Source organism: Anaerococcus cruorum (assembly GCF_046365495.1).
Lineage (GTDB): Bacteria > Bacillota > Clostridia > Tissierellales > Peptoniphilaceae > Anaerococcus > Anaerococcus cruorum.
The window spans coordinates 112,125-128,238 of sequence record NZ_JBGMEH010000002.1; the positions used below are offsets into that span (position 1 = coordinate 112,125).

Consider the following 16,114-nt stretch of genomic DNA (forward strand, 5'->3'; position numbering starts at 1 on the left):
GAGGGTTTTATGAAGAAGAAATCATATGGTTTATTAGTAATTCCTATTGTCATAATAGGTTTGTTTTTAGTACTAAGGTATCAGAATCGCGAAGTTTATGAATACAACTCAAAAGCAGTTTATGTTTACAATCTAACTGATGATAGAAAGGTAACTGGTAAAAATGAAGATGAAAAATTGCCTATGGCCTCTCTTACAAAGTTAATGACAGTTTTAGTCGGGCTTGAAAAAATAAATGATTTGGGAGAAATAGCGCCAGTCGATGTAGAAAGTTATCAAAGACTGGTAACAGAAAATGCATCTATGGCAGGATTTTTTGGTGGTGAGATGACTACCTATCGTGACTTACTTTATGGGGCCATGTTGCCATCAGGTGGTGAGGCAGCTGACTCTATTGCTATAAATATTTCAGGATCTGTTTTAGAATTCGTAGCTCTTATGAATGAAAAAGCTAAAGAAATTGAGCTAAAAAATACTCACTTTCAAAATGCAGATGGAATGGATGATATCGGTCATTATGCATCTGCTAAAGATATAGCTATGCTTCTAAAATATGCCCTAGATGATGGCAATTTTAGAGCCATATTTACAAAAAAAGATTATCTAAGCCAGCCCAATGATAATCATCCGGAAGGATTATATATGACTAGTACTGTTTTTGATAAGCTAAAAGACTATAATCAAGAAGGATTTGAAATAATTGGTGGAAAAAGTGGTACAACTGATAAGGCGGGCCTTTGTTGGGCAACACTTTCTGTAAAAAATGGCAAAGAATATATTATAGTTACTCTAGGAGCTCCATACGATGATATAGACAATCCAGGTGATGGGCAAGTAAGAGATACATTAGATATATTAAATAGACTTTAAGGAGAAAATATGCAAAAAGTTTTGATATTACAAGGAGACTTTGTAGATAAGGTTTGGGGTGGATCTAGGTTAAAAGAAGAATTTGGCTATGATATAGATTCTACAAATGTTGGAGAATACTGGGCCATATCCGGCATGGATGATGCGAGTTCTGTAGTTATAAATGGAGAGTTTGCAGGAGAAAAATTAAATGACGTTTACAAAGAGCACAAGCAATTATTTGGCGAATCAGAAGAAGAATCTTTTCCACTTTTAGTAAAAATAATTGATGCCACAGATGACCTATCCATTCAAGTTCACCCAGATGATGAAATGGGTCAAAAACTTGAAAACTCTAGGGGTAAAACCGAGTGTTGGTATATCCTAAACGAAAATCCTGCATCAATTATTTATGGGCTAAATGCAAATGGTAAAAAAGAAGCGGTAGAAAAAATTGAAAATAAAGCATGGGATGATGTTTTAAAAGAAGTACCAGCAAATAAAGGAGACTTTTTCTTTGTCCCAGCAGGCACAGTCCATGCTATCAAAAAAGGATGCCTCATTTTAGAGATACAACAGGCAAGTGATGTAACATATAGACTTTATGATTATGATAGACCAGATAAAGAAGGAAACTTGCGTGAACTTCATATAGAAAAATCTATTGAGGCTATAAAATTAAATGAAGTAAGTGATGAAAGAGAAATAGAAGAAACTGGTAATCTAAAAACAACTACACTAACAAGCAATGAATTTTTTGAAGTAAGAAAACTAGAAATAAGTGGCCGCACAAACCTTGTAAGAACTAGTGACTACTTGCTAGAATCAGTTGTAGAAGGGGTCGGAGTTTTAAAAGTAGATGGAGAAGAATATAACATCAAAAAAGGAGACTTTTTTATCCTAACAAATGAAGTATCCACCTACGAGTTTTACGGAGAACTTACAATAATTGAATCAAATATAGCAAAAAAATAAGAGCCATAAGGCTCTTTTTTATTGTATATTTTATTTTGCTAGTCATTAATACAAACCAAAGATTTTCTCAAACCACATTATAAAAGAATGGGGGATAATTTTTGAGATTACTAACATAAATCTTGCAGATGGATGGACAGTTATTATGTCCTTGTATTTAGCTTGCTTTAAGGTTTTTGCAACAAGCTTATTTATATCCTCTGTCGCATATTTTTTAATGCCGCTATTATTATTTGCACCAAATTCTGTATTAACAGGATTAGGGCAAAGGGCTGCTAGATGGATTTTCCTATTCCTAAATTCACGGTTTAAGGCACGAGATAGACTTATTAAATAAGATTTACTTGCTGCATAAGTTGCAAACTTAGGTTGGGGAATAAATCCTGCCACTGATGCCACGTTAATGATTACAGAATTTTTTGCCAGAAAGGGCAAGAGTACTTTTATCATCTGGGTGGCAGCTAGGATATTTAGGTCAATTGTTCTTTTACTTTTTTCTAAACTTAGATTTTCAAAATAATCGTTATAGCCAATGCCAGCAGCATTTACTAAAAGTCCGACCTTAGCCTTTGAAAAATCAAGTTCATTTGATATTTTTAAAAAACTTTCCTCGTCTAATAAATCTAGGGCAAGGATTTTTGTTTTAGTTTTTAAATTATTTTTAACTTCTACTAGGCGCTCGTATCTACGCGCTATTAACCAAATTTCATCATAATCTAAATTATCAATTTGGTAGGCAAATTCTCTACCTATGCCAGAACTTGCCCCAGTTATTATTGCAATCATAGACCTCTTTTAGCTTCTAGAATTAAGTTTTGTTTTAGATTCCATAAGTCTTGAGAAAGGTCGACATAGTAATCATGAGGTTGGTCAAATCTTTTTACCTCATCCCAGATACTATCTAGTTCTTTTTTGCAATAATCATGAATTTCATCAATGCTTGGTTGCTCATAAACTAGTTTTCCGTCTTCAAAAATAGGTACTTGCATAAGGCGAGCTTCGTAGTTGTCCATTTTTTTCATCTTCCAAGTAAATAATGGGTCAAAGATTACTAGCGGTTTGCTCTCATCAACTTCTTCTTCACGTAGGGTGATATAATCAGCCTCAGCCTTGCCAGTATTTTTATCATATAATCTGTAAACTTTTTTAAAGCCTGGTGTTGTAATTTTCTCTACATTTTCTGAAACTTTGATACGGGCTTTTAGCTCATCATCTTCATAAATGCCTACTAGTTTATAAACGCCACCAAATACTGGGTCAGACTTACTTGTTATAAGTCTTTCACCTATACCAAAGGCATCTATTTTTGCTCCTTGGGCAGTTAATGAATTTATTTTAAACTCATCTAGGGAGTTACTTGCTACTATTTTTGTTTCGGTAAATCCATTTTCATCTAGGATTTTTCTTACTTCTTTTGATAAGTAGGCAAGGTCTCCAGAGTCTATTCTTACGCCACCAGTAATTCCTTTTGGCTCTAAAACTTCCTTAAATACTCTCATAGCATTTGGTAATCCGCTATTAATAGTATCGTAGGTATCGATTAAAAGTGTGCAGTTTTCTGGATATGTTTCTGCATAAATTTTAAAGGCTTCATACTCACTATCAAAAGCTTGAATCCAAGCGTGAGCCATAGTACCAGATGGTTTAAAGCCGTAAGTTTGTGCAGAAAGTGTATTACTTGATACTGGAGCACCAGCTATAAATGCTGCTCTAGCACCTGTTAAAGATGCATCTGCTCCTTGGGCACGGCGGGCACCAAATTCCATTACTAGCCTATCGCCAGCTGCTTTTACAATTCTACTTGTCTTTGTAGCGATCAATGAGTTAAAGTTCATTGATAAAAGTAAGTAAGTTTCTATAATAGAACATTGAATAATAGGAGCTCTTACAGTGATAATTGGCTCATTTGGAAACATAACTGATCCTTCAGGAAAGGCCCACACGTCTCCCGTAAATTTAAAGTCGCGTAAATATTCTAAAAAGTCCTCAGAAAAATTTCCCACTTCTTTTAAATAAGTTATATCTTCATCTGTAAAGTGGAGATTTTCTATAAAGTCAATAACATCATTAAGTCCAGCAAAGATAGAATATCCGCCTTCATCTGGATTTGACCTATAAAACGCATCAAAAACTGCTATAGTGTCTTTCATACCATGGTTAAAATAGGCATTTGCCATGGTAAATTCGTAAAAATCACTGAGCATAGATAAATTTCTAATATTACTCATAAAACCCTCTTTTCAATTTCTTTTCTTACTCCATTGTATATACAATGGGACAAAATTGCAATCATTTGCAAAATATTCTTACCTATAATTATGCCCGTTTTTAGGTATTTTATGCAAATTTATATTAAATTTTTATTTTAGGGTAAAGGTTAAGTAAGAGAATAAGTATAAGAAAGGCAGGTAAAATGTATATATTTGATATAGATGGTACGCTTTTAAATACTATCGATTCCATAAGTTTTCACCTTAATGAAACTTTAAAAAAGTATGAGCTGGGAGCCATTCCTAGAGAAAAAGTACTAGAGTTTGTAGGTAATGGTCCTAGGGTTTTGATAGGTAAAACTTTGGATTATGTAGGCTTCAGTGGAGATGAGATTTTAAAAGAAGAAATTTATAATAGGTACAATGAAGCCTATGATAATGATCCCCTCTATCTAACTAAGCCCTTTGAAGGAATCAAAAAAGCCCTAGATACTTTAAAAGAAAATGGAGAAATTATAGCAGCCTTTTCCAACAAACCTGATGAAACTAGCAACAGAGTTTTAAAATCAATTTTTGGAGAAAAATATTTTGATTATATCTTAGGATACAGAGAAGACTATAAAAGAAAGCCATCACCAGAAGGCATTATGATAATTGCAAATCATTTTGATGTTCCTTTTTCAGATATTTTATACTTTGGGGATAGCGAAGTAGATATGAAATGCGGGAGAAATGCAAGTATTTTTACAGTCGGTTGCTCTTGGGGTTTTAGGAAAAGAGAAGTACTAGAAAAAGAAAATCCTGATGTGATTATTGATAGTCCTAGGGAGATAACAAGCATAAAAAGAATATAGTTTAAAGGAACTTATTATTTATATTTTATATAATATTAAAAAATATCAATTACGCTAGTTAATCTTAACCTTCTTTGATATCCTTATGGGGAAATATAAAGGCGAGGAGTAAAAGATGCAACTAGTTATAGAAAATTTATCAAAAAAGTTTGAAGAAAAGAGTGTCTTAACTGACTTAGACGCCACTTTTGACCAAGGGATTATCTATGCTCTTTTGGGAAGAAATGGTGCAGGAAAGACTACTCTTTTTTCTTTAATTGCAAAAGAACTTAAAAAAGATAGCGGGGAAGTTTATTTACTAGAAAATGGTGAAAAAATAAACCTTGAAAGTAAGGATGTATTTTTCATGCTAGCTGAGCCTGAGCTACCAAGATTTCTAACAGCCAGAGAATTTATAAAATTTTTTATAGATGTAAATAAGGAAAGAATAGTAGACCTCCATGACCCTGACTATTATTTTGACCTAGTAAAATTTGATGAAGAAGATAAGGACAGGTTAATCCAAGGATACTCTACAGGTATGAGAAATAAAATTCAGATGATGATGTTTCTTATCTTAAAACCAAGGGTAATTTTAATGGATGAACCGTTAAATTCTCTTGATGTAGTAGTGCAAAAAGAAATGAAAGATCTAATAAAATCTATAAAATATGACCACATTATAATTTTTTCAACTCACATTTTGGACTTAGCAAAAGACATATCAGATGAGATAGTTTTATTACATAAGGGTCAGATAGAAGAAGTGGATAGGGAAATTAAAAATAATCCAGACTTTGAAGATAAGATTATAACTCTTTTACAAACGGAGGCCTAGGATGGATTATTATAAGAAATATAGGATTATAGAAAATACTAGGCTTGCTAGTGATATCAATTACATCATCCATTTTTTTCATAAATTACCTTTACTTGGTAAATATACGGGAGATAAGTATAAAGGTTATGGCTTTAAAAAATTTGTTTTTGCCCTAGGACCTATATTTAGTATTATTGGACAAATTTTCAAAAGTATATTTTCATTTTTTATAGCTTTAGTTTGGACAGGTGCCTTTTTATGGCTAGTGCAAATGACCTGGAAATTTCCAGAAAATATGTTCACAGAGTTTTTTGAATTGGGAAGATCAAATTTAGCATTTTTAAGTTTTTATTTGAGTATTTCAATGCTAGCAAATGATGTCGTTGGTAATAAGGCAGAAATCCACAAGCTAAATAGGCAGTACAGGATGCTAGCTAAGGAAAGCGGACTTATTCATGCAGTATTTAATCCTCTTAGGATAGGGGTTGGAAGGGCTGTTGCCTTTACAATATTTTTTGGATCTAAAAATAGTTTTTTAATAAGCCTTAGCCTTGCCTTTGTAAGAATTATTTCAAATGCCATAACACTCAAATTTTCACAAAATAAAGAAAAAATATATGCAGATAAGTGGTGGGTAAATTTAGGCCTATTTATCATACTTTTTGCTATACTTATGAGATTTAAAAGTTTTGATACAAATGTTTTATTGATATTTTTTGTACTTAGTCTTAGCATTTCTATTTTTGCTATCAAATACCTTTTAAATTTTGATGACTATGGCAAGTTATTAGAAGTGGCTAGAACAGAAGATTTAGATAGAAATTTGGATTTTGAACAAATTGCCAATGATAGTTTAGCTCTAAAGGATAGTGATGTAGATACTAGTGCAGCTAAAAATGCCCATGGCTATAATCTTTTAAATAAACTATTTTTTGCAAGGCATAAGAGGTTACTTATAAAACCTATTTATAAAAAGGATGGCATTTTATTTGCTCTTGTCTTAGTAGCTTTACTTACAGTTAAATTTGTTTATAAAGATTTTGATAGTAACTTTGGCGTAAATAACATTATCATATATACCTTGCCAATATTTGCTAGCATCTTATTTAATAATTCTAATGTTAATAGAGCCTTTTTCCTAAACTGTGATAGACCCTTACTTCAATATAGCTTTTATAAGGAAAAAGAAGCAGTATCTACTATGTATAAGCTAAGGTATAAGTCCTTGCTTAAAATAAATATTTTTGGACTTTTAGTAGGACTTATTTACCTAGGCTTAGCATATTTATTATTTGAAAGTTTTGACCTTAAAATGTTAGCTGTGGGTGGGATATTTATTTTTGTAACTTATTTATTTTATGTAGCCTACAACATAGCTATATACTATCTATTTCAACCCTTTAACCACGAAGCGGCCATGGTTGGTTATATATACCAGTTTTGGGTTTCATTATTAGGTTATTTAAATATTTTTATCCCTCTAATTATGGCAAAGGTAGATAAGGATCCGCTCTTTATCCTTGAAATAATAAGTATAATCTTATTTGTTTTAGTAATAATATTTCATATTCTAGTAAAAGTTCTAGGTAAAAACACTTTTAAAATAAAAAAATAAGACGGCAAATTTGCTGTCTTATTTTTTACACTCTGTGATTTTTGTAATCATTCATCTTTAAGATTAAACTTTTTGCGCATTCTTAACTTTACTATAAAAAATAAAAGTAAAAGGAAAAGTATGGCTAATATAATTATTAATCCTGTCATATAAGATCTTTTTAGTTCTAGGTATAGGCAGATTGGATAAATAATTGCAAATAAAATAATACCTAGAATAATTGAAAGGTTGCCGGCAAATTTGTTGCCATATTCCCAAGTTTCCTTATTGTAACAAACTTCCCATAAGTGAAAGCCTACCCTCATTTCTGGGTAGCCACTATGAAAGTGCTTAAAAAATATGCCGATATAAATGCTAAATATAAAAAGCATAATGTCAGTTGCTATTAGGGGTCCCATATTTCACCTCGTTTTCTTATTTAACTATACTAAGATATCGAGATTATTAAAGATAAATTGTAAAAATGATTTTTAGCTAATATAGTAATAGCAGAGGAATTTATGAAAATACTTATAACAAGTGACTGGTATTATCCTGTTGTAAATGGGGTGGTGCGTTCAGTCCTAAATTTAAAAGAATATTTAGAAAGCCAGGGCCATGAGGTAAGAGTTCTTACACTTTCAAACACTATTTCTAGTTATCAAACCGAGGGAGTGTATTACATAGGATCTCTATCTGCAAAGAAAATCTATCCGCAAGCTCGTATAACAAATATTTTGGCAAAGACCCACCTTAGAAATATTAGAAAATGGGAGCCGGATATTATCCATAGCCAGTGCGAATTTTCTACCTTTGTTATGGCAAAAACTTTATCAAAAATTTTAAATATCCCCCTAGTCCATACCTACCACACTGTGTATGAAGATTACACCCATTATTTTATAAGAAATAAGAGTGCTGGAGTTAAAATTGTAGCTACCTTTAGCAAAAACTTTTCTGATATGTGCGATTATATAATTGCTCCAACAGAAAAAACTGCTGATATCTTGGAGTCTTATAAGATAAAAAGAGAAAAAATTGCAGTTATTCCAACAGGAGTTCATATAGCAGACTTATATAATGAGGATTTACGAACTGAGCTAGACCTGCCTAAGGATAAAAAGATATTACTGTACTTAGGTCGTTTGGGAGAGGAGAAAAATATCGAAGAGATTATTGACTTCCACCATAGGCTAGCAGATAGCAATATAGAATTATTTATAGTTGGGGGCGGCCCATATTATGATAAACTGGTTTCATATAATGAAAAAGAAAAAGCAAAGGCAAACTTTGTAGGCATGGTAGATCCAAGTGAGGTAAATAAATATTACCAGGCAGCAGACATTTTTACCACATCATCAACATCAGAAACCCAAGGGCTTACTTATTATGAAGCACTTTCAAATGGTTTAGTGGCTGTTTGTCGCGATGATAACTCGCTAGATGGAGTTTTAGAAAATGGCTTTAACGGTTTTAGATTTAATAATTTTGAGGAATTTAAGACCTATATTTATAAAATATTAGACAATCCAGAGTATCAAAAAGAATTAGAAGAAAATGCTAGAGAATATGCCCTAGAAAACTTTTCTGTGGAAAGTTTTGGATCTAAGTGCGAAAATCTCTATAGCAAAGCAATAAATGAGTATGCCTATGAAAGTCCTTTTATATACAAAAGATTATGAAACAGTTAAAGAAAGTGGAGTAGGTAAGGCCATTGATCACCAAATCAAGGCCTTATCTCTTGTGGGTTGCGATTTTACCCTAGATGAGAGAGAAGATTTTGATATTGTTCATATCAATACAGTTTTTCCAAAATCAGTCGCCTTTGCTGATAAGGCAAAAAGAGCGGGCAAAAAAGTTGTCTACCACGGACACTCCACCAAAGAAGACTTTAAAAATTCCTTTGCTTTTTCAAATCAATTAGCACCGGCCTTTAAAAAATGGTTAGAGCATTGCTATAACAAGGGAGATTTAATTCTAACACCGACAGAATATTCTAAAAAAATCCTAGAAACCTATAAGCTAAAACCAGAAATAGAAGTAGTTTCAAATGGGATTGACCTAGATTTTTGGCAAGAAAAACCAAATGATAGGGCAAATTTTTATGAAAAGTATGGCCTAGATAAAAATAAAAAATCAATTATTTCTGTAGGCCTGCCTATAAAAAGAAAGGGCATAGATAACTTTGTTTACCTAGCAGAAAAAATGCCTGAGTACGAATTTGTCTGGTTTGGAAAGTTAAATCCTGCAGTAATGCCTGCCGATATAAGAAAATTAATTGACAAGGCTCCTAAAAATTTACATTTTCCAGGATATATATCAAGCGAAGGAGTAAGGGAAGCCTATAGCGGGTCAGATTTATATGTTTTTTTAACCCGTGAGGAAACTGAAGGCATTGTTCTTTTAGAAGCCCTAGCTACTAAGGCAGATATTTTAATTAGAGATATAGAAATTTTTGAAGATGGCTATGTAGATGGAGTAAATATTTATAAGGGTAAGACAAATGAAAATTTTGAAAGAAAAATAAAGGGCATATTAGAAGATGATTTGCCTTCTCTAAAAGAAGAAGGCTACAAAAAAGCTAATGAAAAATCTATAGTAAACACCGGTAAGCGCCTAGTAGAATGTTATGAAAAGGTAATGAAACTATGAGATCAATATTAAAATTTTTGGGATTAACTATAATTACCATCCTAATACCAGCTTTGTTTATGGGACTTGCTACCATACTCGGTTTTAAGGACATAGGAGTATTAATTGCACAAATGCTAGTAATTTTGGTCTTTGTATTTATCTTTACCAATCTTTTAAAATACCAAAGAAAATATGAGGTGGAAACTGAAAAGCTTTTGGCTAATATTAATGATGTAGAAAAATTAAGAACTCTAAGAGAAAATCGCAGGACCTACAAATCAAAGGCAGCCATTACAAGTAAAATTTTAAGAAAAAATTACAGTGATGATGAAGCAAGGACTCTATTAAAATATGCCACCACCAATGAAGATATGGACCATTATTATGCGGCTATTATTGATCAGGCAGATAAAAATGATAGGGAAATACTAAGAAAGAAACGAGATGATTTTGAAAAACGCTATGGTAAAAAGCAATTGATTTTTCCAGATTTTAACGAAAATTTAAAAACTGCTTTAAAATGGATGGCCTTTTTCTTTATATCAGCCTTTTTATATAATTTCCTACCACCAAGATTGATAAAAAATGATGCAACCATGGCAGCGTTTTTACTATTGGGTATGTTATTTTTAGCAGTAGTGATGGTAAATACCATTCTTTGGATAGTCCGTACTTTAAAATCTTATTGGGCCAAGGACTACTTATAAGACTTGTTTATGCAAGTCTTTTTTATTTGCTGAAAATAAAATTAGCATAAAATGAAATTGATAAATTGATAAAAACAATAAAAAATATTAAATTTATTAAAATTGACTTTACAAATATTAAATACATAGTATACTATTATCAAAAGGAGGCTAGCAATGATTAATAAATGTCCAAACTGTGGTGACGAGATGATCATCACTTCATATAGATGCAATAATTGTTATACAGAAGTAAGTGGTGAGTTTGAAATAGATAACTTTGCCAGATTAGATAAAGAAGATAAAGAATTTATAGAATTATTTTTACAAAAAAGAGGTTCTATCAAGGATGTAGGTGAAGAAATAGGCATTTCCTACCCAACTGTTAGAAATAGAATAGATAAATTAGTAGCAAAACTAGGTGGTAAAATTGATAAAAAAGAAAGCCGTCTAGATATCCTTAATATGCTTGATAACGGCGAAATCACAGCTGACCAAGCCCGTGAATTATTGGAGGAATTAAAAGATGAATGATGAAAAACAATTTATTTTAGAAATGCTTAAAGAAGGCAAAATAACTGTTGAAGAAGCAAATGACTTATTAAATGCTATTGGCAATAAAAAAAGCCGCAATGAAAATGACTTTATGGCAAAAATCAACCAATCCATTGAAAGTGTCATCAAAAAAACAACAGATGCCTTTGAATCAATTTCTAATATAGACTTAGATAATATAGATATTAACCAATACAATATCAAAGGACAAGTCAATACTCACAAAGAAATGAGAATTGATGATGAAATAAATGCAATAAATATTAATATACCAAGTGGTAAAGTTTTAATTGAAAGAGCAAATGACTCTGCAATCACCCTAAACCAAGATATTTGGTCTAAAAAAAGCGAATTAAATGACTATATCAATATTGAAGTAAACGAAGATAGTTTAAATATTTCTGTTAATGAAACTTACCAAAATATAGAAGCAACATCAATTATAAGACTTGCCCTAGGCAAAAATTTATACAAAAGTTTAAATATCAACTTAGTAAATGGAAACATTGAAATAGAAGATGTAGACTTTAGCGAAAATACAATCGACTCTGTAAATGCAAAAATAAATGTAATCAATTCCCAAGGTAATATCGATATCCAAAATACAAATGGAAAAGTAGATATTAAAAATACCCATGGTGATTTAGTAGTAGATAATGTAAATGGATCAGTATATCTTGCAAATATCAGTGGAGATAGGGCAGAAATTGATGCAGTAAGCGGTAATATCAGGGTAGATGGCCTAGATACTAAAAATCTAGATGCAGATACTCATTCTGGAAATATTAGAATTTATAACATCAAAGATGCAGAAAAAATCAATCTTAACACAGGTTTTGGAAATATAGTAATCGATAGCGAATCCTATAATGGAAATATCAAAGCAGAAGTTTTAAGCCAAGGGCTAAACTTAAGCGATAAATTTAAAAACAAAATGCAAAAAGAAAAAGGATATGAAGTTTCTACTAGCCTAGATAATGAAAATATAGAAATCTTTGCAGCAGCTGACTTTGGTAGAATTAACCTTAGATAAAAATTTCTAAATAAAAAAGCACCCTAGGGTGCTTTTTGTTTTTATAAATTAACTATTTTTAACCTCTGTTGGCATCCATTTATATAATAGTGGTACCAAAACAAGGATCATTATTATACCAGGGATACCCTTTACAAAGGAAGATCCTATATAGGTTAGGATATTTATTTTTTCCATATTAAACATGTTAAACACTATATACGCTGCTATACCCGCTACAATCCTACCTATAACCATAGCTCCTATCAATGGAACAAAAACATTTTTTGGATATTTTTCGTATAAGAGTCCAGCAAAAAATCCATAAGCGGCAAGCTCAAATACCATTATTGGCACCATAGGAACCATTGGAGGCATGCCTGTTAAAAGGCTAGATAAGATTGGTGTTAAAATTCCTATTATCAAACCTGAAATAGGTCCTAGGGTAAGTGCTCCTAAAAAAATTGGCACATGCATTGGTAAAAGGACTTGACCAGGTAGGCCTAAAAAGTGAAATATCATTGGAAATAATATTCCTAGTGCCAAAAAGGCAGCAGTATATACTAATTTTTTTGTATTCATTTATTAAATTTCTCCTTAATTTTTGCTAACAACTCATCAGCGTTGGTACTAGCTAGGGCAAGTTCTTCCATAGGGCACCTACCTGTATTATCCCTATTTCTTATTTCTTTTACTTTAGTTTTATAAGTATATTTGATATTTGTATCATCAAGAATACTAATAGCATTTTCTGATATAAGATCAGTATAAAGTTCTTTTATACCAGCTTCTATAAGTAAAAGAGCGGCAGCCTTGCCTATAACTTTATCTGCAACACTTGCCTCGTTTAGGAGGCTTTTGTCATTATTATACAAATCTAATATAGGAATCAAGCCATTTTTATTAGATGTATTAACTACTTTATTTTCCTTAACTACAACAATAGAATAACTATTTTCTAAAAGTGTAGTTTTTGCTAAATCTAAATTATTCATATAATAATTTTAACATAAGAACAAGTTAAGTTAAAGCTTAGTAAGATTTTGATAAAAATTTTTAAATAAAAAAGCACCCTAAGGTGCTTATAAGTTATACATAAATAAACAGCCAACTGGGTAGGTTGACTGTTAAGCTCTCACGGATGGTTTGCATAGTTTATGCTAAGAAGAGTTTTTGTGAGAGAAGTACAAAGGTTTGAGGGTTAGGTCCTTTGTACCGGTAGGTAAACAGTTGATGCAAATTTATATTATTAAGGAAGAGTACGCATATTGCGATGAAAATTAATCTGTCAGCTAAAACTGTTTCCTTGCTTTATATATTAGTGCATAATTGTTTAGATATTATAAGGGAATTGTAAAATTGATGTTAAATTTAGTGAATTTTAATAAATTATTTTAATTATTTATAAAAACTTTCCTAAATATTTTCCTAAATTTAATTATACAAATTTTAAATATCTGCTATAATAAACCTAGAAAAATAAGGGGAAGATATGGGTTTTGCTTTATTTACACTTAGCCAAATAAGTTTATTTTTAATTAACAACTTCATAAAATTTAAGGATGATAAGAAGAAAAATCTAGCTGCAGGGCTTATGTTTTTTATTATGTTTGCCTTTGCTGCTTTTCGTGGATCTGGAGATGCCGACTACTATAACTACCTGTGGTTTGCTAAGGACATAGGAACTGATTTTACAAAAGTTTTAAACTTTTCATATCCGGTAGAATTTGCCTTTAGATTATTTTCTTATCTTATAAATATTTTTGGCCTATCAAGGCAGTGGATAATTGTTCTTATGAATGCCCTATCCATTATCCCTGTAGCCTACATAAGTATTAAAAAAAGTAAAAATCCTTTTTTATCTGCTATTATATTTTTGCCAATCTTTATTCAATTTGATATGCAAACTGCAAGGACGGCAACGGCAGTGGGATTAGGCCTTGTAGCAATAGCTAGTTTTAGTGAAAAAAAGTTTTTTAAAAGCCTATTATTTTTTATATTTGCCATGACCTTTCATAGGGCAAGCGTGATACTTTTACCATTTTTATTTTTTATGGTCTTTGATATGGGTAGGATTTTTAAAATTTTAACTGCAGGAGCTGCCCTCATTGCATCAGTTTTTTCAAGTTTGATGTTTAAAATCCTTGCTCAAATATTATCAGCTATAGGACTAGGTCGTATGGCAACTAAGGTTTTAAATTACACCTTTACTGGTCAATTTGCAGGAGCTATGAAATTTTATGATCCTAGGATAATATTTGCCCTAGCCTTATTCATAACTAGCCTTATGTACTTTAAAAAGAAAGAATTTAATAAATTTTCGATAGAAGAAGTCAGCATCAAGGCTATATGGTTTAGCCTAGTAGTACTTTTAGTTTTTAGATCATCAACTGCAATAGCCTTTAGGTTTTCAACATTTTTTACAATTTTGGAAATTATTTACATACCTTTGGTATTAGATAAGATAAAAAATATTGATAAACTCGGTGGTTTTTTAATAGGTTTATCGGTTGTAGTTTTTCTAGTGCCCTACGCCATATTTTTAATGGCCAAGGCCCCAAGCTATGACTTTTTCTTTACAAATTTAAATGCCATTCACTCATTACAATAGGAGAAATTATGTTAACAACACAACAAATTAGACAAGCAATAAAAAGAAATAAGTGGTTAATAATCTTGCCAGCCCTTTTAATTGGTTTTCTAGCTTTTTTTACTCAAAATGTTTTGCCGGGTAACTATGAAGCTGAAACTGCATTAATTGTAACTAGCAATGATGATGAGCCCATTACCTACAACAAATTAATATTAAATGAAAAACTAGCCAATATTTACTCCCAATTTTTAGAATCTGAAGACTTGTTTGAAACTGTAAGTGAAAAAATAGATCCAGATTGGGATAGCAAAGAAGTTTCTAAAAACTTTGCCTATGAGGTAAATCCTCAGGGCGGAGTAATCAGCTTAACTTACAAAGATTCTAATGAAGATCGTGCTGGAGATACTTTAAAATTAATTGCAGAAGAGTTTAGAGCCTATGCTAGGAACTATTTACACATGGAAAATATCGACTATCTACAAAATGTAGTTGTAAATGAGGCTTCTAAAGTGCGTGGAATTATTTTTGCAGTTATTGGATTAATTGTAGGAGCACTACTAGGAATACTATTTACTATCTTAAAAGAACTTTTATCAGATAGGATTCAAGATGCAAATGATATACGTGAATTAGGTTATGAAGTCTTAGCTGATTTAAGCGATGAAAAAGCAGCTGAGCTTAGCAAAGTAAAAAGAAAAATAAAAACAAATTCACCAAATGCAGTCGTTGGCCTAAGTAATTTAGGAAAAAATAAGGCACAAGATAATATTTCAAATGATTTAGCGAAACTATTAGAAGGAGCAGAGCTAAAGGTAGAAGATGAAAAAATAATTGGGCAAGAGTTAGTAAGTTTAAAAGCGGCTTATCCATACATTTTAATCAATGAAACAAGTTTATCTAAATCTAAAGCCATAGACTTAGCAGACTATGAGGATTATAAAATTATTTTGGTAGGTAAAAATTCATTTAAAATAGATTTGAAAAATGAAATCAATGAACTAGAAAGACTAGGAATAAAAGTTTTAGGGGTGATTTATTATAGATAAATTTTTAATAATAATTTGCCTTTTAACTTTAACTTCTTGCAATAAAGAAGAATCTTATAAAGCTCAAAATATAGAAATATATCAAAATCAAAAGCAAAGTCAAGCTGATGATAGTCCGCAAATAGGTGGCCTCTACGAGTTAAAATCGGATGCAGAAATTTATGCAGATACTAATCAAGAAAGTGCATTTGATACTCTAGAAGCCTCTTCTATTGTAAAGATATTGGGAGAAAGCGAAAACGGTTTTGTAAGAGTTGATTATAATGGAGATACTTTCTACATTAAAACTCATTATTTAAAAGAAATA

At 31.4% G+C, this 16,114-nt stretch carries 17 protein-coding genes; 12 read left to right on the forward strand and 5 right to left on the reverse strand.

Annotation, left to right across the window (positions count from 1 at the left end; all coding sequences use genetic code 11):
* Nucleotides 1-9 precede the first annotated feature (9 nt).
* On the forward strand, nucleotides 10-870 hold the full coding sequence (locus ACCQ40_RS02880; protein ID WP_410032544.1) for a D-alanyl-D-alanine carboxypeptidase family protein: 861 nt from the start codon (nucleotides 10-12) through the stop codon (nucleotides 868-870).
* Between the two features lie 9 nt (nucleotides 871-879).
* Entirely contained in the window at nucleotides 880-1,824 is a 945-nt protein-coding gene (locus tag ACCQ40_RS02885) for a type I phosphomannose isomerase catalytic subunit (protein WP_410032545.1), read from the forward strand.
* A gap of 45 nt (nucleotides 1,825-1,869) precedes the next feature.
* Here ACCQ40_RS02885 and ACCQ40_RS02890 read toward each other — a convergent pair whose 3' ends face one another.
* Both ACCQ40_RS02890 and ACCQ40_RS02895 read right to left on the reverse strand, forming a co-directional pair.
* Complete coding sequence (locus ACCQ40_RS02890; RefSeq protein WP_410032546.1) at nucleotides 1,870-2,610, reverse strand: SDR family NAD(P)-dependent oxidoreductase; 741 nt, start codon at nucleotides 2,608-2,610, stop codon at nucleotides 1,870-1,872.
* Nucleotides 2,607-4,052: a nicotinate phosphoribosyltransferase gene (locus ACCQ40_RS02895; protein ID WP_410032547.1), complete on the reverse strand. Its 1,446-nt coding sequence runs from the start codon at nucleotides 4,050-4,052 to the stop codon at nucleotides 2,607-2,609. The genes ACCQ40_RS02890 and ACCQ40_RS02895 overlap by 4 nt, the downstream gene beginning before the upstream one ends.
* Before the next feature lie 185 nt (nucleotides 4,053-4,237).
* Here ACCQ40_RS02895 and ACCQ40_RS02900 point away from each other — a divergent pair, with 185 nt between their 5' ends.
* The 3 genes from ACCQ40_RS02900 to ACCQ40_RS02910 all read left to right on the forward strand — a co-directional run bounded on the left by ACCQ40_RS02900 (nucleotide 4,238) and on the right by ACCQ40_RS02910 (nucleotide 7,302).
* On the forward strand, nucleotides 4,238-4,888 hold the full coding sequence (locus tag ACCQ40_RS02900; protein ID WP_394019139.1) for an HAD family hydrolase: 651 nt from the start codon (nucleotides 4,238-4,240) through the stop codon (nucleotides 4,886-4,888).
* Between the two features lie 115 nt (nucleotides 4,889-5,003).
* Nucleotides 5,004-5,705 (forward strand): ABC transporter ATP-binding protein, encoded by a 702-nt coding sequence (locus tag ACCQ40_RS02905; RefSeq protein ID WP_410032548.1) that lies wholly within the window; start codon nucleotides 5,004-5,006, stop codon nucleotides 5,703-5,705.
* A 1-nt stretch (nucleotide 5,706) separates the two neighbouring features.
* The gene (locus ACCQ40_RS02910; RefSeq protein WP_410032550.1) at nucleotides 5,707-7,302 is read left to right on the forward strand and encodes a hypothetical protein; all 1,596 of its coding nucleotides are present in this window, start codon (nucleotides 5,707-5,709) and stop codon (nucleotides 7,300-7,302) included.
* Nucleotides 7,303-7,349: 47 nt separating this feature from the next.
* Here the strand turns inward: ACCQ40_RS02910 and ACCQ40_RS02915 are convergent, their stop codons facing one another.
* Nucleotides 7,350-7,700, reverse strand: coding sequence for an SdpI family protein (locus tag ACCQ40_RS02915; protein ID WP_394010987.1), 351 nt, complete (start codon nucleotides 7,698-7,700; stop codon nucleotides 7,350-7,352).
* Nucleotides 7,701-7,802: 102 nt separating this feature from the next.
* Here ACCQ40_RS02915 and ACCQ40_RS02920 point away from each other — a divergent pair, with 102 nt between their 5' ends.
* The 5 genes from ACCQ40_RS02920 (at nucleotide 7,803) to ACCQ40_RS02940 (ending at nucleotide 12,189) form a co-directional block, all read left to right on the forward strand.
* Nucleotides 7,803-8,963 (forward strand): glycosyltransferase, encoded by a 1,161-nt coding sequence (locus ACCQ40_RS02920; protein WP_394019133.1) that lies wholly within the window; start codon nucleotides 7,803-7,805, stop codon nucleotides 8,961-8,963.
* A complete protein-coding gene (locus ACCQ40_RS02925) occupies nucleotides 8,932-9,933 on the forward strand; it encodes an LTA glycolipid anchor biosynthesis glycosyltransferase, IagA/BgsA family (RefSeq protein WP_410032552.1) in 1,002 nt (333 codons plus the stop codon). The genes ACCQ40_RS02920 and ACCQ40_RS02925 overlap by 32 nt, the downstream gene beginning before the upstream one ends.
* The gene (locus ACCQ40_RS02930; RefSeq protein ID WP_410032553.1) at nucleotides 9,930-10,622 is read left to right on the forward strand and encodes a hypothetical protein; all 693 of its coding nucleotides are present in this window, start codon (nucleotides 9,930-9,932) and stop codon (nucleotides 10,620-10,622) included. Before ACCQ40_RS02925 ends, ACCQ40_RS02930 begins: the two co-directional genes overlap by 4 nt.
* A gap of 156 nt (nucleotides 10,623-10,778) precedes the next feature.
* Nucleotides 10,779-11,135 (forward strand): DUF2089 domain-containing protein, encoded by a 357-nt coding sequence (locus ACCQ40_RS02935; protein WP_306490166.1) that lies wholly within the window; start codon nucleotides 10,779-10,781, stop codon nucleotides 11,133-11,135.
* Nucleotides 11,128-12,189 carry a DUF4097 family beta strand repeat-containing protein gene (locus ACCQ40_RS02940; protein ID WP_410032554.1) on the forward strand — a complete coding sequence of 354 codons (1,062 nt, stop codon included), beginning with the start codon at nucleotides 11,128-11,130 and terminating at the stop codon, nucleotides 12,187-12,189. The genes ACCQ40_RS02935 and ACCQ40_RS02940 overlap by 8 nt, the downstream gene beginning before the upstream one ends.
* A gap of 48 nt (nucleotides 12,190-12,237) precedes the next feature.
* Here ACCQ40_RS02940 and ACCQ40_RS02945 read toward each other — a convergent pair whose 3' ends face one another.
* Both ACCQ40_RS02945 and ACCQ40_RS02950 read right to left on the reverse strand, forming a co-directional pair.
* The gene (locus ACCQ40_RS02945; protein WP_394010992.1) at nucleotides 12,238-12,750 is read right to left on the reverse strand and encodes an ECF transporter S component; all 513 of its coding nucleotides are present in this window, start codon (nucleotides 12,748-12,750) and stop codon (nucleotides 12,238-12,240) included.
* Nucleotides 12,747-13,163 carry a DUF1893 domain-containing protein gene (locus tag ACCQ40_RS02950; protein ID WP_394019123.1) on the reverse strand — a complete coding sequence of 139 codons (417 nt, stop codon included), beginning with the start codon at nucleotides 13,161-13,163 and terminating at the stop codon, nucleotides 12,747-12,749. Before ACCQ40_RS02950 ends, ACCQ40_RS02945 begins: the two co-directional genes overlap by 4 nt.
* 497 nt (nucleotides 13,164-13,660) lie before the next feature.
* Here ACCQ40_RS02950 and ACCQ40_RS02955 point away from each other — a divergent pair, with 497 nt between their 5' ends.
* Both ACCQ40_RS02955 and ACCQ40_RS02960 read left to right on the forward strand, forming a co-directional pair.
* Nucleotides 13,661-14,779 carry an EpsG family protein gene (locus ACCQ40_RS02955; RefSeq protein WP_410032555.1) on the forward strand — a complete coding sequence of 373 codons (1,119 nt, stop codon included), beginning with the start codon at nucleotides 13,661-13,663 and terminating at the stop codon, nucleotides 14,777-14,779.
* An 8-nt stretch (nucleotides 14,780-14,787) separates the two neighbouring features.
* Nucleotides 14,788-15,807: a YveK family protein gene (locus tag ACCQ40_RS02960; RefSeq protein ID WP_410032556.1), complete on the forward strand. Its 1,020-nt coding sequence runs from the start codon at nucleotides 14,788-14,790 to the stop codon at nucleotides 15,805-15,807.
* The last annotated feature ends 307 nt before the right edge of the window (nucleotides 15,808-16,114 follow it).